Annotated in this window: 18 protein-coding genes and 1 tRNA gene; 10 read left to right on the top strand and 9 right to left on the bottom strand. The window is 66.4% G+C overall.

All coding sequences use genetic code 11. From position 1 onward, the window contains the following. Positions 1-204: 204 nt before the first annotated feature. Complete coding sequence (locus tag G3N61_RS20190) at positions 205-480, top strand: DUF4148 domain-containing protein (RefSeq protein ID WP_043178124.1); 276 nt, start codon at positions 205-207, stop codon at positions 478-480. A 65-nt stretch (positions 481-545) separates the two neighbouring features. Beyond that, on the top strand, positions 546-1,049 hold the full coding sequence (locus tag G3N61_RS20185; protein ID WP_089453529.1) for a hypothetical protein: 504 nt from the start codon (positions 546-548) through the stop codon (positions 1,047-1,049). A 22-nt stretch (positions 1,050-1,071) separates the two neighbouring features. On the opposite strand, the gene G3N61_RS20180 is transcribed toward G3N61_RS20185, so the two are convergent. Both G3N61_RS20180 and G3N61_RS20175 read right to left on the bottom strand, forming a co-directional pair. Next, complete coding sequence (locus G3N61_RS20180; protein ID WP_089453528.1) at positions 1,072-1,797, bottom strand: hypothetical protein; 726 nt, start codon at positions 1,795-1,797, stop codon at positions 1,072-1,074. A 182-nt stretch (positions 1,798-1,979) separates the two neighbouring features. Next, a complete protein-coding gene (locus G3N61_RS20175) occupies positions 1,980-3,275 on the bottom strand; it encodes an aminotransferase class I/II-fold pyridoxal phosphate-dependent enzyme (RefSeq protein ID WP_089453527.1) in 1,296 nt (431 codons plus the stop codon). A 132-nt stretch (positions 3,276-3,407) separates the two neighbouring features. Here G3N61_RS20175 and G3N61_RS20170 point away from each other — a divergent pair, with 132 nt between their 5' ends. Beyond that, positions 3,408-4,076 (top strand): O-methyltransferase, encoded by a 669-nt coding sequence (locus G3N61_RS20170; protein ID WP_089453526.1) that lies wholly within the window; start codon positions 3,408-3,410, stop codon positions 4,074-4,076. A 9-nt stretch (positions 4,077-4,085) separates the two neighbouring features. Here G3N61_RS20170 and G3N61_RS20165 read toward each other — a convergent pair whose 3' ends face one another. The 5 genes from G3N61_RS20165 to G3N61_RS20145 all read right to left on the bottom strand — a co-directional run bounded on the left by G3N61_RS20165 (position 4,086) and on the right by G3N61_RS20145 (position 9,128). Next, complete coding sequence (locus G3N61_RS20165) at positions 4,086-5,243, bottom strand: DUF1176 domain-containing protein (protein ID WP_241017829.1); 1,158 nt, start codon at positions 5,241-5,243, stop codon at positions 4,086-4,088. Between the two features lie 260 nt (positions 5,244-5,503). Beyond that, positions 5,504-6,316 (bottom strand): nucleotidyltransferase domain-containing protein, encoded by an 813-nt coding sequence (locus G3N61_RS20160; protein ID WP_174916075.1) that lies wholly within the window; start codon positions 6,314-6,316, stop codon positions 5,504-5,506. A 55-nt stretch (positions 6,317-6,371) separates the two neighbouring features. Then, positions 6,372-7,595 carry an RtcB family protein gene (locus G3N61_RS20155; RefSeq protein WP_043179171.1) on the bottom strand — a complete coding sequence of 408 codons (1,224 nt, stop codon included), beginning with the start codon at positions 7,593-7,595 and terminating at the stop codon, positions 6,372-6,374. Positions 7,596-7,657: 62 nt separating this feature from the next. Beyond that, the gene (locus G3N61_RS20150; RefSeq protein WP_089453576.1) at positions 7,658-8,797 is read right to left on the bottom strand and encodes a slipin family protein; all 1,140 of its coding nucleotides are present in this window, start codon (positions 8,795-8,797) and stop codon (positions 7,658-7,660) included. 258 nt (positions 8,798-9,055) lie between these two features. Then, a tRNA-Phe gene (locus tag G3N61_RS20145) sits at positions 9,056-9,128 on the bottom strand. A 338-nt stretch (positions 9,129-9,466) separates the two neighbouring features. Between G3N61_RS20145 and rtcR the strand changes: the two genes are divergently transcribed. Both rtcR and G3N61_RS20135 read left to right on the top strand, forming a co-directional pair. After that, on the top strand, positions 9,467-11,086 hold the full coding sequence (gene rtcR, locus G3N61_RS20140) for an RNA repair transcriptional activator RtcR (protein WP_205823408.1): 1,620 nt from the start codon (positions 9,467-9,469) through the stop codon (positions 11,084-11,086). Positions 11,087-11,164: 78 nt separating this feature from the next. Continuing rightward, a complete protein-coding gene (locus G3N61_RS20135) occupies positions 11,165-11,692 on the top strand; it encodes an SUKH-3 domain-containing protein (RefSeq protein ID WP_346778580.1) in 528 nt (175 codons plus the stop codon). 38 nt (positions 11,693-11,730) lie between these two features. Here G3N61_RS20135 and G3N61_RS20130 read toward each other — a convergent pair whose 3' ends face one another. Continuing rightward, positions 11,731-12,321 carry a nuclear transport factor 2 family protein gene (locus G3N61_RS20130; protein WP_205823406.1) on the bottom strand — a complete coding sequence of 197 codons (591 nt, stop codon included), beginning with the start codon at positions 12,319-12,321 and terminating at the stop codon, positions 11,731-11,733. Positions 12,322-12,449: 128 nt separating this feature from the next. Here G3N61_RS20130 and G3N61_RS20125 point away from each other — a divergent pair, with 128 nt between their 5' ends. Continuing rightward, positions 12,450-12,992 carry a MarR family winged helix-turn-helix transcriptional regulator gene (locus G3N61_RS20125; protein ID WP_043178107.1) on the top strand — a complete coding sequence of 181 codons (543 nt, stop codon included), beginning with the start codon at positions 12,450-12,452 and terminating at the stop codon, positions 12,990-12,992. A 58-nt stretch (positions 12,993-13,050) separates the two neighbouring features. Here the strand turns inward: G3N61_RS20125 and G3N61_RS20120 are convergent, their stop codons facing one another. After that, the gene (locus G3N61_RS20120) at positions 13,051-14,262 is read right to left on the bottom strand and encodes an IscS subfamily cysteine desulfurase (RefSeq protein WP_043178106.1); all 1,212 of its coding nucleotides are present in this window, start codon (positions 14,260-14,262) and stop codon (positions 13,051-13,053) included. A 255-nt stretch (positions 14,263-14,517) separates the two neighbouring features. Here G3N61_RS20120 and G3N61_RS20115 point away from each other — a divergent pair, with 255 nt between their 5' ends. The 4 genes from G3N61_RS20115 (at position 14,518) to G3N61_RS20100 (ending at position 17,778) form a co-directional block, all read left to right on the top strand. Further along, positions 14,518-15,066: a flavin reductase family protein gene (locus tag G3N61_RS20115; protein ID WP_205823405.1), complete on the top strand. Its 549-nt coding sequence runs from the start codon at positions 14,518-14,520 to the stop codon at positions 15,064-15,066. Positions 15,067-15,102: 36 nt separating this feature from the next. Further along, positions 15,103-16,581: a 4-hydroxyphenylacetate 3-hydroxylase N-terminal domain-containing protein gene (locus G3N61_RS20110; RefSeq protein WP_089453519.1), complete on the top strand. Its 1,479-nt coding sequence runs from the start codon at positions 15,103-15,105 to the stop codon at positions 16,579-16,581. 48 nt (positions 16,582-16,629) lie between these two features. Then, positions 16,630-17,016, top strand: a complete 387-nt coding sequence (locus G3N61_RS20105; RefSeq protein WP_089453518.1) for a cupin — start codon at positions 16,630-16,632, stop codon at positions 17,014-17,016. A gap of 72 nt (positions 17,017-17,088) precedes the next feature. Beyond that, the gene (locus G3N61_RS20100; protein ID WP_174958266.1) at positions 17,089-17,778 is read left to right on the top strand and encodes a DUF2848 domain-containing protein; all 690 of its coding nucleotides are present in this window, start codon (positions 17,089-17,091) and stop codon (positions 17,776-17,778) included. Positions 17,779-18,001 lie beyond the last annotated feature (223 nt).

Raw genomic sequence — 18,001 nt, 5'->3', positions numbered from 1 at the left:
TTGAATCGTGAAGGTGAGGGACAAATGAGAAAAATGTCATCGCCGCGTCACGAGCGCAGAAACGCGTGAAGAATGTTCATTCGCAGTGCGATGCAGAAGATGTCTCGGTGGTGACGAAACGGTCATGCGGCAATCACGATTCCGCACCGCCGCCGGATCAAAGTGAAGGCTCCTGTCTCGGATCTACATCAAGGAGCAAACGACATGAACATTCCGCGACCGATGATCGTCGTCGCCGCCGCCGCACTGTCGATGGCGGCGCTCTCGCAAGCGATGGCCGCACCGCAGAAGACCCGGCAGGAAGTCCTTCAGGAACTGGTGCGGGCGCGTCACGACGGCGTGATCCCGAGCCCGAATCACGACTACCCGGCGAGCCCGGCCGCCGTCGCGCGCAACCAGGAAATCCATCGCGCGACGGTGCATCGCGGCGAGACGGCGCCGCTGGTCGATGCGCACGACAACCGGTTTGCGGTGCGTTGATCGTTCATTCGCGGCTGACCGGTGCGGTGCCCGTCGGCCACACCCCACGAGAAGAGGAGCGTGCCATGCGCAATGTTGCGAAAGGAATCGTGCTCGCGGCGTGCCTGATGTCGACGGCCGCGATGGCGGCCGGCTGGCCGGAACGTGCGCTGTCGCACGCGTCGGCGCATGATGTCGGCCGGCGCACGAACGAACGGATGCGCTGCGAGTTTGCGGCCGTGCCGGCCGGCGAGTGGAGCGCGACGTTCACGCGCGGTCAATGCGAGGTCGACGACGGCCGGCTGACGTTCGTGCCGGCCGATGCCGGCGGCGGATCGGCCGTCGCGGAGAGGCGAATCCTGCTCGGCGAAATCCGCAGCGCGTCGCATCAGTCGCGCAAGCTGAAGGAGCAGCTGCAACTGACGACACGCGACGAAGTGATCGCGCTGAACGTGCTGACCGACGACGGCAGCCGCAAGTCGCGCGAGCATGCGATCGACCTGTGGGCCGCGCTGCGCAACGAAGGCGTGACGCCCGTCAACGGCACGCGCATCGTCGAACCGTATCCGACCGGCGCGACGACGTGGTAGCCGGTGCGCGGCTGTGCGCGGCTTATCCGGCCTTCACCGATCCTTCGATCAGGAAGAACACGATGAAGCCGATGAAGAACGCGGCTGTCGCGAACGGTGTTTCGGGGACCTCGTGCGCTTCGACCAGCAGTTCTTCGGTGACGAGGTACAGCAGCGCGACGGTGCCCAGCCCGAGCAGCGCCGCGTAGAGATTGGCCGGAAGCCCGGCGAACGCCGCGTTACCGGCCACGGCCGCGATGCTCAATAGCGCCGCGAGCCCGACCGGTACGACGATCGACAGCATGCGGCCGACGCCGGCGGCCGCGAGCGCCGCGCTGACCGACAGTGCGAGGAACAGCACCTCGAGCGTCAGCGCGACGGTCAGGATGATGCCGCTTTCGTCGCTCGCGGAGAACGCGATGCCGAGCACGAGGCCGTCGACGACGAGATCGATCGCGGTGACGATGATCAGGCTCACGGGCAACTGCGCTGCCTCGAAGCGCGTCTCGATCGTGCCCGACAGCGCACGGATCGCGAGCATCAGCGCGATGCCGAGCACGAAGCCGACGACGACCGGAAACAGCGCATGCGCGCGATCCTGCGGCAACAGTTCGAGTGCGGCGGCCGAGAACACGATGCCGCCGGTGAAATGCTGGATGACGCTCGACGTTTTCGGGCCGGGGGCGCGCCATGCCGCTGCGAGGGCCCCGAAACAGGCCGCCAGCACGGGCGGTAACGTGAGCAGCGCGAGCTTCGCGGTCGGTGTCATGAGGCCTCTCTGACGGTTGGCGTACCGCAGCAGGGCCGGCGTCTGGCTACTCGGCTGCCTGATGCGGTTCGTACACGCCGGGCGGTGCCCCGGCTTCAACCGGGGATTGAACACCTTGAAGCCGCTTCAAGGTCAACCCATTCGATGCCGGGCGCACCGGCAAGCCGGCGCGCCGGTGCCGGTCAAAGCTGCGCGAGCGCCTGGTCGAGATCGGCGAGCAGGTCGTCGATATGCTCGATGCCGATCGACAGCCGTACCGTTTCTTCCTTCACGCCGGCCTTCGCGAGTTCGGCCGGCGACAGTTGCCGGTGCGTCGTCGATGCCGGGTGCGTCGCGAGCGATTTCGTGTCGCCGATGTTGACGAGCCGCGTGAACAGTTTCAGCGCGTCCTGGAACTTCGCACCGCCGTCGCGACCGCCCTTCACGCCGAACGTCAGGATGCCCGGCGCGCGGCCCGACAGGTAACGCGCGACGAGCGCATGGTCGGGATGATCGGGCAGGCCCGCGTAGTTCACCCACTCGACGTTTTCGTGGCGTGCGAGATGCTGCGCGATTTTCAGCGCGTTGTCGGTGATCCGCTCGACGCGCAGCGCCAATGTTTCGATGCCTTGCAGGATCTGGAACGCATTGAACGGCGAGATCGCCGCGCCCATGTTGCGCAGCGGCACCACGCGCGCGCGGCCGATATAGGCGGCCGGCCCGAACGCTTCCGTATAGACGACGCCGTGATAGCTGACGTCGGGCTGGTTCAGCCGCTTGAAGCGGTCCGCATGCTCGGCCCACGGGAACTTGCCCGAATCGACGATCGCGCCGCCGAGGCTCGTGCCGTGCCCGCCGAGATACTTCGTCAGCGAGTGGACGACGATATCCGCGCCGTGCTCGAACGGGCGCAGCAGGTACGGCGACGGCACCGTGTTGTCGACGATCAGCGGGATCCCGTGGCGATGCGCGACTTCCGCGAGCGCGGCGATGTCGGTGACGTTGCCGAGCGGATTGCCGACCGATTCCGCGAAGATCGCCTTCGTGCGCGCGTCGATCAGCGGTTCGAACGACGCGGGGTCGCGCGGATCGGCGAAGCGCGTGGTGATCCCGTATTGCGGCAGCGTATGCGCGAACAGGTTGTAGGTGCCGCCGTACAGCGAACTCGCGGACACGATGTTGTCGCCGGCTTCCGCGATCGTCTGGATCGCATACGTGACGGCCGATTGCCCCGAGGCGAGCGCGAGCGCGCCGATGCCGCCCTCGAGTGCGGCGATCCGCTGCTCGAGCACGTCCGTCGTCGGATTCATGATCCGCGTGTAGATGTTGCCCTGCACCTTCAGGTCGAACAGGTCGGCGCCGTGCTGCGTGTCGTCGAATGCGTACGCAACGGTCTGGTAGATCGGTACGGCGACCGCGCGCGTGGTCGGGTCGGGACGATAACCGCCGTGCACGGCGATGGTTTCGAGACGCCAGTTCGAAGAGGCCTGATCGGTCATGGGTGCTCCGTGTGTTGTTGTGGTGGTCGAGCGATTATAGGAGCACGCGCGCGACGGCTCTTAGAACGAATGGTTTGTTGCTTATGGCCGGGTGCCGCATAAAATGCCTGTTCCGCAAACAAGGGGTGCGCGATGAATCAGGATCATTGGAACCAGGTGGATGCGTATTTCTCCGCGACGCTCGTGCCGTCCGACGACGCGCTCGACGCCGCGCTGGCGGCGAGCGACGCGGCCGGGCTGCCCGCGATCAACGTCGCGCCGAACCAGGGCAAGCTGCTGCAAGTGCTCGCGACGATCCGCGGCGCGCGCCGGATCCTCGAAGTCGGCACGCTCGGCGGCTACAGCACGATCTGGCTCGCGCGCGCGTTGCCGCCGGGCGGCACGCTCGTGACGCTCGAACTGAATCCCGAACACGCGAAGGTCGCGACGCAGAACATCGCGCGTGCCGGGTTCGCGGAGGCCGTGACGGTGGTGGTGGGCAGCGCGAAGGACAGCCTCGCGCGGCTCGTCGACGCGGGTGGAGCGCCGTTCGATTTCATCTTCATCGATGCCGACAAGGACAACAACCCGGTCTATCTCGACGCGGCGCTGAAGCTGTCGCGGCCCGGCACGGTGATCGTCGTCGACAATGTCGTGCGCGCCGGGCGCGTGGCCGATCCGGACAATCGCGAGCCCGACGTGGTCGGCGTGCGCGACGGGTTCGCGCGTCTCGTGGCCGCCCCGAACGTCACGACCACGGCCGTGCAGACGGTCGGGCAGAAGGGCTGGGACGGGTTCTCGATCTCGATCGTCGGCGCGTAACGGGGTGCGTCAGCGCGGGCTGGCTGCCGCGTCGGCCCGTCGATACAGGCGTGGCCACTGATCGTCGAACAGGCCGTTGCAGGTGCCGTGCGTGGCGATATCGCTGAGCATGAAGTGCCGGCCGTCGAAGATCCACGTGGCGGTCGAGCCGCAATCGCCGGCACTGCGCAGCTTGACCTTGCTCGACAGCATCGCGCCGATCGTGGCGTAGCCGGCGTCGGTCAGTTCGTTCGCGAATGACGCCGAATCGAGCCCGGCATTCGCGTTCTCGCCGAAATTCATCGCCGTCGGCGTGAACGGTGCCGTCCGTCGCACGCGGTACCACAGGTCGGTGTGGTTATACTGGCTGCTGGTCTGGCACGGAATCGAGACGAGCGCCTCGTCGGCGGAGATCGCATAGGCGAACGACGCCTTCCTGCGATCGCTGGCGGACATTTCGTCTTCGACGTCGGCCGCACATTGCTTCACGTCGCTGCCGAATTTCGCGAGCACCGCGTCGACGAGCGGGCCCTGCTCGGCGGCCGACACGGCGCCGCCCGGCAGCGGCGCCGGCACGACGGCGGGCGGTAGTGCCGGTGCGGCCGGCACCGACGACGCGGGCCGGGTGCCGGGGTGCAGCAGCGCCGTGACCGTGCCGACGCGGCCCTGCGTGTCGTCGATCAGCAGCAGCGCGGCGCTCAATCCCGACAACGGTGTGCGGGCGGTATGTTCCGACGCGGGATCGCCGAAGCTCAGCAGTTGCCCGTTGCGCGACGCGGCGAGCCAGGCGGCCACCGTGGCCGGATCGCTGGTCCGCATCCGGGCACGCGTCCAGAACGAGGGCGCGTCGTTCTTGTCGCCGGACGGCTGCCATTGTGCGGGCGCCGCATCGAACGGCCGGCCGTCGACGCGTGCGGTGCGCAGGTCCAGCGGCACCGTCGCGTAGAGGTCGAGCGAGGCTTGTGCGTCCGGGCCGGCATCGCGCGTCACGCGCAGGATGACGCGCGTGCGTGCGTCGTCGATATCGTCCGTGTGGCTTTCGGCAATGCAACGGTTGCTGTTGTCGCAGACGACCGACCAGTTCTTGAAGTTGCGCTCGACCGGCGGCCGCGCGAGCGGGCGAGCCTGGGCAACGATCGGGGAAACGGCGAGGAGGGCGGCGATGGCGAGCGAAAGGCGGTGCGACATGACGGTTCGGATCGGCTGTGGATGGGCGGGCGGAAGACGTCGGACTGCAAGCGCATCGTCAGCAAGCGGGGCAGGTCGAGGGCTGCGGCGCATGCGGCGGCGCGCGTGACCGAACGGCATCGAGTATACCGCCGCAATGCGTTGCGATCGCGACGACGACGCGTAGTGTGCGGGCACGGACATTGCTGCCCGGTATGGGTCGGACAAGTAAGGGTGCAAAAAAACGGCGCGATCCCCGCAGGTATCGCGCCGTTCGCTTTTCATCGACCGTCGACCACGTCGCGCAGGAACGCGTCGAGCATCGCCACGTCGCCCCACGGCCGCTTGTATTCGCGATCGTGTTCGGCATCGGCGAGCATCGTCTCGACGAGCGCGTGGATCGCCGGCCGGCGCGGCCCGTATTCGCTTTCGTTCGCGCTCATCTTCAGCGCGAGCAACGCGTCGAGCTCCGCGCGCACCGCCGGCTCATGCACGGTGCCGTCGACGAGATCCACGAAGCGCATCGGCGGCATCCCGAGCCCCGAGTCGATCCAGCGTACCGCGAGCAGCGGCCGCAGCACGTACAGGTACTTCTTGTAACGCACCGTGTCGCCTTGCAGATAGCCGCGAAAGTTCTTCTTCGCCATCGCGAGGTAGTGATGACGCCCGCGCACCGGCGAGAAGAACGCCGACGCCAGCGACCTGAGCCGCGGCGCCCAGCGTGCGTCTTCGCGATACACGACGGGCGAGTCGAGCCATTCGAGCAGCGTCGGGTTCGAGCGGCGCAGCAGTTGCAGCGCCTTGCGCAGTTCCCAGCCGCTGACGTCGAGCTCGTCGTCGAGCGGCCGCTCGATCACGTCGCGTTGCGGTTCGACGCTCAGGTACCAGTCGCGTCGGTGCGCATACACGAAGCGCACGTCGTAATCGCTGTCGGGCGATGCGAAGCCCCAGCCGCGGCTGCCCGATTCGCACGCGAACAGCACGCTCACGTCGTGGCGTCGCTCGACTTCCGCGAGCTCCGCCATCACGCGCGCCCGCACGGCCGGGTCGACCGGATGCGCGCTGCGCACGGTCGTCAATTTTTCCGTTTTCATTATTGTCGTTTCCCTTTCGTTGTGCGCGGCCGCCGGCCATCGGCCGCGCACCGCGCTATCCTTTCACGCACACCACCTGGCGCAGCGTGTGCACCACTTCGACGAGGCTGCGCTGGGCCGCCATCACCGCGTCGATGTCCTTGTAGGCCATCGGGATTTCGTCGACGACGCCCGCGTCCTTCCGGCATTCGACGCCCTGGGTTGCCTTGACCTGGTCGTCGACCGTGAAGCGGCGCTTCGCTTCGGTACGGCTCATCGTCCGGCCTGCGCCGTGGCTGCACGAGCAGAAGCTGTCCGGGTTGCCGAGCCCGCGCACGATGAAGCTCTTCGCGCCCATCGAACCCGGAATGATCCCGAGCTGCCCCTTCTGCGCGGACACCGCGCCCTTGCGCGTCACGAGCACGTCTTCGCCGAAGTGGCGTTCGCGCTGCACGTAGTTGTGGTGGCAGTTCACCGCGTGTTCGTCGACCGAGAACGGCTTCGCGATCACGCCGCGCGCCGCGCCGATCACCGCATCCATCATGGCCTGCCGGTTGCGGCGCGCGTAGTCCTGCGCCCAGCCGACCGCTTCGACGTAATCGTCGAAGTGCCGGCTGCCCTCGGTGAAATACGCGAGGTTGCGATCCGGCAGGTTCGCGATGTGCTGCCGCATGTCGGCCTGCGCGAGTTCGATGAACAGGCTGCCGATCGCGTTGCCGACGCCGCGCGAGCCGCTGTGCAGCATGAACCACACGTGGTCCGCTTCGTCGACGCACACTTCGATGAAGTGGTTGCCGGTGCCGAGCGTGCCGAGATGCGCGTAGTGGTTCGTCTTTTCCAGCTTCGGATACTTGTCGACGATCCGCTGGAAGCCCGGTTGCAGCGACTTCCACGATTCGGTCACGGCGGCCGGCGTGCGGTCGCCCCATGCGCCCGGATCGCGGCGGCCCGGCGCGCGGCCGTGCGGCACCGCGCGTTCGATCGCACTGCGCAGACCCGCGAGCGAATCCGGCAGGTCGGACGCCGTCAGCGTCGTGCGCGCGGCCATCATCCCGCAGCCGATGTCGACGCCGACCGCGGCCGGGATGATCGCGCCCTTCGTCGGGATCACGCTGCCGATCGTCGAGCCCTTGCCGAGGTGGACGTCCGGCATCACCGCGACGTGGCTGAAGATGAACGGCATCTGCGCGGTGTTGCGCAGTTGCGCGCGCGCTTCGTCTTCGACGGCGACGCCTTGCGTCCACATCTTCACCGGCTTGCCGTTGGCCAGTTCCATTACCTGGTAATCCATGTCAGTCATTTGCTTCACCTGATTCATTCGTTCGTCTGGCGCGGCACACGTGTGCCGCGCCGTTTGATGCATTACGCACCCTTGATGCTGACGAGTCCGTTCAGCACCTGGTCGAGACCGCCGAACACCGAGATGCGGTCGATCCGTTCCGCGACGCGCTCGAGCGTTTCCAGCTCCTTGAGCCGCAGCGCGGTCGGGTTTTCTTCCATCACCTTCGCGGTGTTCAGCAGCGAACGCGTGGCCGCGGTTTCCTCGCGGCGGCGAATCACGTTCGCCTGCGCGGACTTTTCCGCTTCGACCACCTGCGCAAGAATCGTCTTCATGTCGCCCGGCAGCACGATATCCTTCACGCCGACGCTGCGCACCTCCACGCCCGAATGGCCGAGGCGATCACGCACCTGTGCGATCACGACGTCGTCGATCGACTGCTTGTCCTCCAGCAGCTCGTCGAGCGAACGCGTGCCGACCGCCGATCGCAGTGCGAACTGCAGCTCGCGATACAGGTGTTCGACCGGCTTCTGCAGCTGGCCGAACGCATGCAGCACGTCCGCATAGCACCACGTCGCCGACAGGTTCAGCCGCAGCGCGACCTTGTCGCGCGTCAGGATTTCCTGTCCGCCGACTTCGATCGCCTGCAAACGCAGGTCGACGAGTTCGACCGTGACGTCGCGGTTGAAGCGCCAGAACGCCGAAGTGCCCGCGTCCAGCAACCGCTCGATCTTGCCGTCGATCTTCAGCACGCCGACGTGGTACGCCGGCACCTGCGCCAGCAGCACGCCCGTCAGGCCCGCCACACCGCGCGCCCGCAGTGCCGGTTGCGCGATGCGCTTCACGAGCGCGGCCGGCAGCATGCTGTCCTGCGCGAGATCGACGCGTTCGAGTCGGTGCGTGGCCAGGCCGCGCCAGTACAGCCGGCGCGTGCCCGGCGCCAGGATCTCGACGAGCACGTCGTCTTCGTAGCGCAGGCCGGCTTCATCGTCGGCGAGATCCATCGCGACGAAGTGCCGGGCGAGCACGTCCGGTGCGTCGTGACGCAGGTAATTGGCCAGTGCCGTGTCGGCGAGCGGCGCGTCGAGACGCGCGGTCTGCACCGACAGGCGCTTGAACGGATCGAAGGCCTTGAACACGCCCGGTTCCAGCACCTTCACGAAATCGCCCTCATTCATCAGCAGCGCGCGTTCGTTCTTTTTCACGACATGTCGCATCCACATATTCTTGTCCTTTTCTTCAATGACCGCCGGGTGACGCGCATCGTGCGGATCGCGGGGCGACGCAACCGGGCGGGCGGCGCGCTGGCCCGGCGTCGAAGGGCACGGCGACACATCCTGCATCGCGTCGTCGTGCGCCTTCGCGCGGGCCGTGCGGCCGTCCGGCCGATCGCGCGGAACCGCAACCGGTCCGACGCGCGGCGGGCCTTGCGGCCCGCACCGGCGGGTACTGCTTCTATCAACAGACTGTCGTTACGGACAGTGTTCGAGCGGGATTCGAACCCGCCACCGGCCGGCTTTCGCCGGCTGCTCCACCTGGCTGAGCTTCCGAACAATGGGCGCCCCGGGATTCGAACCCGGACGAAGCATCCTGGCGCGCGCCCGTTTGCCTTCATCTGTCCATGGCGGCATGCGCTGCCGCAACGAACCAAGTTCGGCGGCGGCGCACCAGCAGGGCTTGTTGAACCCTGGCTCGCGGGCCAGCGGGACATCCGGCGCTTTCTATTTAGCGAGGAGCGTGCCAGTGGGTGCGTTTTGGTTTCGAATATTTTTTAAGCGTTTGAAAATAAAGGGGATTTATTTGTGATGGCGGGTTGGGTGTCGATGCTTCTTGCATCGTGTCGCCGCGAAAATCCGATACAATCAGATCGCTTCTTATCCTATGAGATAAACATGCGAAAGACTGTCGCCATCGGCTTTCTCGGCACCGTGCTCGATCAGGGCGGCCGCGCGCCGCGCCGTTACCGCAAATGGCGGCCGACGATTTCGCTGTGCGAGCAGCCCGAGCTGCCGATCGACCGGCTCGAACTGCTGCACTCGCTGGACTACACGCGTCTCGCCAACCAGGTGCGGGACGATCTCGCGCGACTGTCGCCGCAGACCGACGTGCGGCTCACGCCGGTCACGCTCCACGATCCCTGGGATTTCGAGGAGGTCTATGCGACGCTGCACGACTATGCGCGTGCGTATCCGTTCGACCTCGAACACGAGGATTACCTGATCCACATCACGACCGGCACGCACGTCGCGCAGATCTGCTGGTTCCTGCTGGCGGAAGCGCGCTACCTGCCCGCGCGACTCGTGCAGACGGGGCCGCCGAAGCAGACCGACGAGGGACCGAGCGGGCCGGGCACGATATCGGTGATCGATCTCGACCTGTCGCGCTACAACCGGATCGCGCAGCGCTTCACGCGCGAGCGCGACGAAACCGTGTCATTCCTGAAGGCTGGCATTGCGACCCGCAACGCACGCTTCAATGCGTTGATCGAGCAACTGGAGCGCGTGGCCGTGCGTTCGCGCGCGCCGATGCTGCTGGTCGGGCCGACGGGCGCCGGCAAGTCGTTTCTCGCGAAGCGCGTGTACGAGCTGAAGCGCGGCCGCCATCGGCTCGCGGGGCCGTTCATCGAGATCAACTGCGCGACGCTGCGCGGCGACGCGGCGATGTCGACGCTGTTCGGTCACGTGAAGGGCGCGTTCACGGGCGCGCAGACGGCGCGGGCCGGGCTGCTGCGCGCGGCGGACGGCGGCCTGCTGTTTCTCGACGAGATCGGCGAACTCGGGCTCGACGAACAGGCGATGCTGCTGAAGGCGATCGAGGAAAAGCGCTTCCTGCCGGTCGGCGCGGACGTCGAGGCGACCAGCGATTTCGAGCTGATCGCGGGCACGCACCGCGACCTGCGGCAGATGGTGGCCGCCGGCACGTTCCGCGAGGATCTCTACGCGCGGATCAACCTGTGGACATACGAATTGCCGGGGCTGGCCGAGCGCCGTGAGGACATCGAACCGAACCTCGAATTCGAACTCGACCGTTTCGGCCGCGAGCAGGGCGAGCAGGTACGGTTCAACGTCGAGGCGAAGCGGCGCTATCTCGCGTTCGCCGCGTCGCCGCGCGCGGCGTGGGCCGGCAACTTCCGCGAGCTGTCGGCATCGGTCACGCGGATGGCGACGCTGGCCGATGCGGGGCGGATCACCGAGGCGCTCGCCGAACAGGAAGTCGAACGGCTGACGCGCACGTGGTCGTCGCCGGGCGGCGCGGGTGCGTCCGATGCCTGCGTCGACGCGGTGTTCGGCGCGCGTGCGGCGGAACTCGACCTGTTCGACCGCGCGCAGCTCGAACGCGTGCTCGACGTGTGCCGCGTGTCGGCCAGCCTGTCGGAAGCCGGGCGCACGTTGTTCGCGGTATCGCGGCAGAGCAAGAAGCAGCCGAACGATGCGGACCGGCTGCGCAAGTATCTCGCGCGGTTCGGGCTGGAGTGGGAAGGCGTGCGGCAGGCGCTCGACGGGGTGCGGTGAAGGGCCGGTAGGGGTGATGCCTCAACGGCGGCCGGCGTTCACGTGTGCCGTATCGTGTGCGAAAACTTCAGGAGCGTTGTGTTGATCGAGATTCCTTCGACTGTCAGGCCGCTATTCGTCGCGGCCGGTTGGCGCGGCGATGCAGAGGGCCGGGTGTCGTCGCACGATGGCGACCATCCGGGCGACACGATCCTGCGCGCGTTCGACGGGTTGATCGTGGGAACGGATCGCGCCGATCGCCGCGGGGAAACCTGCGCGCGGATGGGGCTCGCGTTTCATCCGCTGGCACACCAGGATCGCCAGATTGCCGCGTGGGAACAGGCGCTCGGGACGACGATGATCGGCGTCGCCGAGGACGATCTCGGGTACGTCGAGTTTTATGTCGATGCGCAGGGGCGTGTGTTCGCGACGAACTGCGTGGTCGACGGCGTGTATCTGTGCGGATTCACGTTCGGCGAAGCGGTCGAGCGGACGTTGTGCGGGCGGGTCGCGATTCCGCTATTGCTCGACGAACGCGCGACGATCGCCTATTACGGCGGGGATCTGACGAGCGACGATCCCCGCGTGATGACGGCCGCGCAGCTCCTGGCCGGGCGCGACGGTTAGCGGCCGCGCCGTGATGCGGAGGCTCGTCCGGCCGTCCTTCAGCCGGCCGCGGCTGCCTGCCGGAACGGCGCGAGGAATGCCCATTCCGGTTGCGCCGCCGCGACATCCGCGAGCCCGCGCGCGAACGCGTGCGCCGGCAGCCACGGATACCCGAACGCCGCGTGCAGCGCATCGAGTTTCGCCGACTGCGGATCGTCGATCGTATCCATTCGTGCGATATGAATATGCAGCGCGGCAATCCGCGTGGCATGTTCGCTTTCGCCGTTGCCCGCGAACTGCCAGCGGTATGTGCCATGCCCGATTCGCAACGCGCCGTTGTCCTTCTGCCGCATCACGACGAGCCACGACATCCCGCTGACGCCGTGCGAGTCGACTTCGGGTTCCGTGCAAACGTAATACGTCCGGCAGCGCTCGAACCGCTCGCCGAATTCCTCCACCAGCGTGCGTGCAATCGCGGCCGCGCCGGTCACGCGCGGCGGAAAATCGATATCGTCGTTCGCGAGCGAAAAGCTCAGCTCGGCATCGGCCGCGAAGCAGTCGGCGATCAGCGCGGGCCGGTTCAGGTCCTTTGCGCGCAGATAGCATTCGAGCAGCGCGCGAACCGTTGCGGGATGAAGCGGGAAGGGCATGGACGAGCCTCCTGTATCGGGAAATCGGGCCGCATGCGCCGGCCGGCCTTGGCCGGGGGCGGATGTGCCTTTGCCGTATAATTTCGTTTCAAAGCTAAATTCGCATGACCGTACGGAGCGTCGAAGTCATGGCCAAGCAGCAAGAGGAGTCCGTTCTGACCATTACCAACCCGGCCTGCCTGATCGACGGCACGGACACGGAATTTCGCCATCTGATCAACGGGCTGCTGCCGTTCGCGGCCCGCCTGCTGTCGGTGCGCGACGGCTTCGGTTCGCTGATGGGCCTCACCGGCATCCAGTATTCGCTGCTCGTATCGGTCGCGCATCTGTCGCACGACGACGTCGTGACCGTCAACCGCCTCGCCGATCACCTGCACCTGAGCGGCGCCTTCGTCACGATCGAGACCGGCAAGCTGAAGAAGCTCGGCCTGATCGATAAACGTTCGGATCCCGACGACAAGCGCAAGATGCGGCTCACGGTCACGCCGGCCGGCTCGAAGTTGCTGAAGGCCCTCGCCGATACACAGCAGCGCATCAACAACGTGCTGTTCGAAGGCGTGACGAAGACCGAATTCAAGGCACTCTGCTCGGTGATCGACCGCCTCGTCACCAACGGCGACCGCGCGACGCTCGATCTCGCACACCTGATCGCGCGCCAGGAAAAAGGCTGACGCGCGCGAGCCGCAGGCCGGCCCGCGATCGCCGGGCGGCCTGACGCATCGGCCGTGCTCAGTGCGCGGCCCACTCGATCGTATTGAGGTCGACCCCTTCGAGATGCATATCCCACAGCGGGCTCAGCGCACGCAGCTTGCCGACCGTGTCGCGCACCTGAGCGATCACGCTGTCCACTTCGGCTTCGGTCGTGAAGCGGCCGAGCGTGAAGCGGATCGAGCTGTGCGCGAGCTCGTCGCTGCGGCCCAGTGCGCGCAGCACGTACGACGGTTCCAGCGACGCCGACGTGCACGCGGAGCCTGACGATACCGCGACGCCCTTGATTCCCATGATCAGCGATTCGCCTTCGACGAAATTGAAGCTGACGTTCAGGTTGTGCGGAATCCGGCGAGCGAGATCGCCGTTCACGTAAACCTCGTCGAGCGTCGACAGGCCTGCCAGCAACCTGTCGCGCAATGCGCCGACGCGGCGGCTTTCTTCCCCCATCTCCTTCTTCGCGAGCCGGAACGCTTCGCCCATCCCGACGATCTGGTGCGTCGGCAGCGTGCCCGAGCGCATCCCGCGCTCATGGCCGCCGCCGTGCATCTGCGCTTCGATCCGCACGCGCGGCTTGCGGCGCACGTACAGCGCGCCGATGCCCTTCGGGCCGTAGACCTTGTGCGCGGTCACCGTCAGCAGGTCGACGTTCAACGCATTCACGTCGACCGGAATCTTGCCGGCCGCCTGCACGGCATCGCAGTGGAACACGATGCCGCGCGCGCGGCACAGCGCACCGATTTCGGCGACGGGCTGGATCACGCCCGTTTCATTGTTCGCGAGCATCACCGACACCAGGATCGTGTCGGCGCGCAGCGCCTGCTGCACCGTATCGAGATCGAGCAGGCCGTCTTCCCGGACGTCGAGATACGTGACGTCGAAGCCCTGGCGTTCGAGTTCGCGGCACGTATCGAGCACGGCCTTGTGCTCGGTCTTCACCGTGACGAGGTGCTTGCCCTTGCCCTGGTAGAAGTGCGCGGCGCCCTTGATCGCGAGGTTGTTGCCCTCGGTCGCGCCGGAGGTCCACACGATTTCGCGCGGATCGGCGCCGAGCAGCGCCGCGACGTGCGCGCGCGCTTCCTCGACGGCCTGCTCGGCATCCCAGCCGTAGCTGTGGCTGCGTGAAGCCGGATTGCCGAACTGCTCGTGCAGGAACGGCACCATTTTGTCGACCACGCGCGGATCGACGGGCGTCGTCGCGCTGTAGTCCATGTAGATCGGACGGGATTGCATCGAAGCGGCTCCGGAAAGCGGTGTCTCCCGCGGGGCATGAAAGCCCCGCGGCACAGGGTAGCCGCAGTGTACGTGGACATTCGCGTGCGCCGCGCAACATCCATCACGCCAGTAGGGTTGTCTTTTAAACAAAGCTTTCAAGGTCAGGGTTTACGACAACTTGAACCCGCCTTTGTGTTTACATTTAATAAAAGCTAAATAACAAAGCTAAATCACGGTGCTTTGTTGGGCCGGATTCCGCAGCGGAATCCGGCGATGCAACCCAAGGAGGACGAGATGAGCGAGAACCATGCCGGAACCGGTGCGGGTGCCGACGCGCAGCGGCGCTTTCGCACCGCGCTGTCGATGTTCGCGACGGGCGTCGCGGTGATTACCGCCCCGCGCAAAGAGGGGATGCCGATCGGCATCACGGTCGCGTCATTCAATTCGGTGTCGCTGGATCCGCCGCTGATCCTGTTCTCGGTCGACCGTCGCAGCCTGAGCCTCGGCGACCTGGCCGGTGCGGGCGGCTATGCGGTCAACGTGCTCGACGAGACGCAGCAGCACCTGTCGAACTGCTTCGCGAAAGCGAACGGCGACAAGTGGGGCTGGCGGGCCGACGCGGCCGATGACGACGGCGCGGTGCTGCTGCCCGACGCGCTCGCGACGTTCGAATGCGAGCCCTATGCGCAGTACGACGGCGGCGATCACGTGATCTTCGTCGGCCGCGTGACGCGGCATTGCGCGCGCTCGGAAGGGCGCCCGCTGATCTTCTTCGGCGGCCGTTACCGCACGCTCGACGGCGTGCACGCGCCGTCTGCCTGAATGCAATCCACGCTTCATTCCACCCAGGAGGACATCATGATCAAGAACGGGACTCAGCACATTGCGTCGCTGCGCGACGGGCGGCAGGTCTACCTGAACGGCCAGCCGGTCGGCGACGTGACCGCGCACGCGGCATTCCGCAATTCGATCCGCAGCTACGCAAGCTTGTACGACTACCAGGCGCGCGACGAGAACGTCGAGAAGATGACGTTAGTGTCACCCGACACGGGCAACCGCGTCAGCCGGATCTGGCAACTGCCGACGTCCTACGACGAACTCGTCGAACGCCGTGCCGCGATGGAAGCGTGGTCGGAGCTGCATTACGGCTTCATGGGCCGCTCGCCTGACCACGTCGCGTCCTGCCTTTCCGGTATGTACATGGGCGCCGACGTGTTCGAGCAATACGATCCGGCGCGCGCGGGCGCGCTGCGCGACTACTACCGCTATGCACGCGACAACGACCTGTTCCTGACTTACGTGATCGTGAATCCGCAGGCGAACCAGTCGAAGGCCGCGCACGAGCAGGAGGACAAGTACCTCGCGGTCGGCATCGTCGATCAGGATGCCGAAGGCATCACGGTGCGCGGCGCGAAGATGCTCGCGACGAGCGGGATCATGGCGAACGAAGTGTTCTGCAGCTGCATCCAGCCGCTGCGCGAAGGCGATGAGATGTACGCGCTGTCGTTCGCGGTGCCGATGAACGCAAAGGGCATGAAGATCCTGTCGCGCAAGTCGTACGAGGAAAACGCGACGTCGGTGTTCGACAACCCGCTGTCGAGCCGCTTCGACGAAAACGACGCGGTGCTGTATTTCGACGACGTGAAGGTGCCGTGGGAACGGATCTTCGTCGCCGGCAACCCGGCGATGTGCGCGAAACAGTTCCACGCGACGCCCGCGCACGTGTACCAGAACTACCAGTGCCAGGTGCGGCTGATGACGAAGCTGCGCTTCCTCGTCGGGCTCGGCCTGAAGATCTCCGAGGTCAACGGCACGAATGCGTTCCCGCAGGTGCGCGAAACGCTGGGCCAGCTCGCGGCCGAAGCGTCGATGGTCGAGGCGTGGGTCTACGGGATGGAAGCGAAGGGCACCGTCGTCAACGGCTTCTACGTGCCCGACCGCAACATGCTGTACGGCTCGCAGGTCGTCACGCAGCAGCTCTATTCGAAGGTGCTCAACACGCTGCGCGAGCTCGCCGGCGGCGGAATGATCATGCTGCCGTCCAGCGTGCGCGACTTCGAGAACCCCGACCTGCTGCGCATCATCGAGAAGACGCAGAAGTCGCCGGTGTGCTCGTCCGAGGAGCGCGTGAAGTTCTTCAAGCTCGCGTGGGACGCGGTCGGCTCCGAATTCGCGTCGCGCCACAACCAGTACGAACTGTTCTATGCCGGCGCGTCGTTCGTCACGAAAGGGCACGCGTATCGCACGTACGACTGGCAGCGCGCGTCGCATCTGGTCGATTCGATGCTCGGCAGCTATTCGCTGAACCAGGAACTGTCGACGCCGCGCGCCGCCTGATGCGTCGCATCGCGCCCGACTTACCCGCTATCGCAACAGGAGAGACAGATGGCCATCAACAAGCTTCACGACGAATTCCATACGCTGGACATGCAGCGCGACTGGCGGCTGCCGGAAGGTTATGACCCGGCGTCCGGTGCGCAGGAACTGATCCTGTCCGGCGCGCTCGACACCGAGCGCAAGCGCGGCAGCCGCACGCGCCTGCTGCGCCTGCCGGCCGGACTGCATACGAAGAAGCCGTTCGTCCACGACTACTGGGAAGAGGTGTTTCTCGTCGAGGGCGACCTGACCGTCGGCAACGACGAGCACGGCAACGGCGGCACGCCGTTCAACGGCTACACGTACGCGGTGCGTCCGCCCGGCGCATGGCACGGCCCGTTCAAGTCGAATGGCGGCTGCGTGCTGCTCGAGATCCACTACTACGACCCGGCGTAAGCGCGGCCGATCCATGACATACGGCGGGCGGCGGCGCATCCCGCGTGCGCTGCCCGCCACGAGGAGTATTCGATGAAAACCATCACGTTCGCGATCGACGGTCGCGACGGCCGCACCGAGCGCGCGATCGCGATCGACACGCTCGTGATCGCAGGCTGGACGGGCCGCGACACGGTCGCCATGGAGAAGCACATCCGCGAGCTGGAGGAACTCGGCGTCAAGCGTCCGGCGACGACGCCGGTGTTTTACCGCGTCGCGGCCGATCGTCTCGATCCGGCGCCCGCGATCCAGGTATCGGGCGGGCAGAGCAGCGGCGAAGCCGAGTTCGTGCTGGTGCGCGACGGCGGCGAGACTTTCGTCGGCATCGCGTCCGACCACACCGATCGTGAAGTCGAGACCTACGGGATCACGGTGTCGAAGCAGATGTGCGGCAAGCCGTGCGCGAACACGCTGTGGAAGTTCGACGACGTGGCCGGGCACTGGGATCAGCTCGTGCTGCGCGCGTACGCGACGATCGACGGCGAGCGCGTGCTGTACCAGGAAGGCAAGGTGACCGCGATGCGCGCACCGGACGACCTGCTCGCGCAGTTCGCACGTCACGACGGCCGTTTCGTCGACGGCACCGCGATGCTGTGCGGCACGCTTGCGGCGATCGGCGGTATTCGGCCGGCCGAGCGGTTCGAGGTCGAGCTGGAGGATCCGGTGCTGGGCCGCACGATCCGGCACGCGTATGCGGTGGATACGCTGCCTGTCGCGGGCTGACGCGTTCTCCGCGAAGACACCATCACGCGCGGCAGGTCGCGATGACCTTTGCGCGGGGCACCGTGCTTGCGCGACCCGGTGGCCACAACGAATCGTGGCGCCGGTCTCGTTCGCGGTGGCTCTGCCGACGGATTTCTCGTCGGTTCAACACGATCGCGCAAGCGGTTGGCGTCTCTTTGCTTGAATGGGGCGATCTGCAGGCACGACGGAAGACATCGCTTGG

The organism is Burkholderia sp. Ac-20349, assembly GCF_017104865.1.
Classification (GTDB): Bacteria; Pseudomonadota; Gammaproteobacteria; order Burkholderiales; family Burkholderiaceae; genus Burkholderia; species Burkholderia aenigmatica.
The sequence above is the reverse complement of the archived record's forward strand: the minus strand, read 5'-3'. Positions and strand labels throughout refer to the sequence as shown.

Coding starts and splice junctions, on each gene's coding strand:
- G3N61_RS20190 (WP_043178124.1), top strand. CDS start 205: ATGAACATTCCGCGACCGATGATCGTCGTCGCCGCCGCCGCACTGTCG.
- G3N61_RS20185 (WP_089453529.1), top strand. CDS start 546: ATGCGCAATGTTGCGAAAGGAATCGTGCTCGCGGCGTGCCTGATGTCG.
- G3N61_RS20180 (WP_089453528.1), bottom strand. CDS start 1,797: ATGACACCGACCGCGAAGCTCGCGCTGCTCACGTTACCGCCCGTGCTG.
- G3N61_RS20175 (WP_089453527.1), bottom strand. CDS start 3,275: ATGACCGATCAGGCCTCTTCGAACTGGCGTCTCGAAACCATCGCCGTG.
- G3N61_RS20170 (WP_089453526.1), top strand. CDS start 3,408: ATGAATCAGGATCATTGGAACCAGGTGGATGCGTATTTCTCCGCGACG.
- G3N61_RS20165 (WP_241017829.1), bottom strand. CDS start 5,243: ATGTCGCACCGCCTTTCGCTCGCCATCGCCGCCCTCCTCGCCGTTTCC.
- G3N61_RS20160 (WP_174916075.1), bottom strand. CDS start 6,316: ATGAAAACGGAAAAATTGACGACCGTGCGCAGCGCGCATCCGGTCGAC.
- G3N61_RS20155 (WP_043179171.1), bottom strand. CDS start 7,595: ATGACTGACATGGATTACCAGGTAATGGAACTGGCCAACGGCAAGCCG.
- G3N61_RS20150 (WP_089453576.1), bottom strand. CDS start 8,797: ATGTGGATGCGACATGTCGTGAAAAAGAACGAACGCGCGCTGCTGATG.
- rtcR (WP_205823408.1), top strand. CDS start 9,467: ATGCGAAAGACTGTCGCCATCGGCTTTCTCGGCACCGTGCTCGATCAG.
- G3N61_RS20130 (WP_205823406.1), bottom strand. CDS start 12,321: ATGCCCTTCCCGCTTCATCCCGCAACGGTTCGCGCGCTGCTCGAATGC.
- G3N61_RS20125 (WP_043178107.1), top strand. CDS start 12,450: ATGGCCAAGCAGCAAGAGGAGTCCGTTCTGACCATTACCAACCCGGCC.
- G3N61_RS20120 (WP_043178106.1), bottom strand. CDS start 14,262: ATGCAATCCCGTCCGATCTACATGGACTACAGCGCGACGACGCCCGTC.
- G3N61_RS20115 (WP_205823405.1), top strand. CDS start 14,518: ATGCAACCCAAGGAGGACGAGATGAGCGAGAACCATGCCGGAACCGGT.
- G3N61_RS20110 (WP_089453519.1), top strand. CDS start 15,103: ATGATCAAGAACGGGACTCAGCACATTGCGTCGCTGCGCGACGGGCGG.
- G3N61_RS20105 (WP_089453518.1), top strand. CDS start 16,630: ATGGCCATCAACAAGCTTCACGACGAATTCCATACGCTGGACATGCAG.
- G3N61_RS20100 (WP_174958266.1), top strand. CDS start 17,089: ATGAAAACCATCACGTTCGCGATCGACGGTCGCGACGGCCGCACCGAG.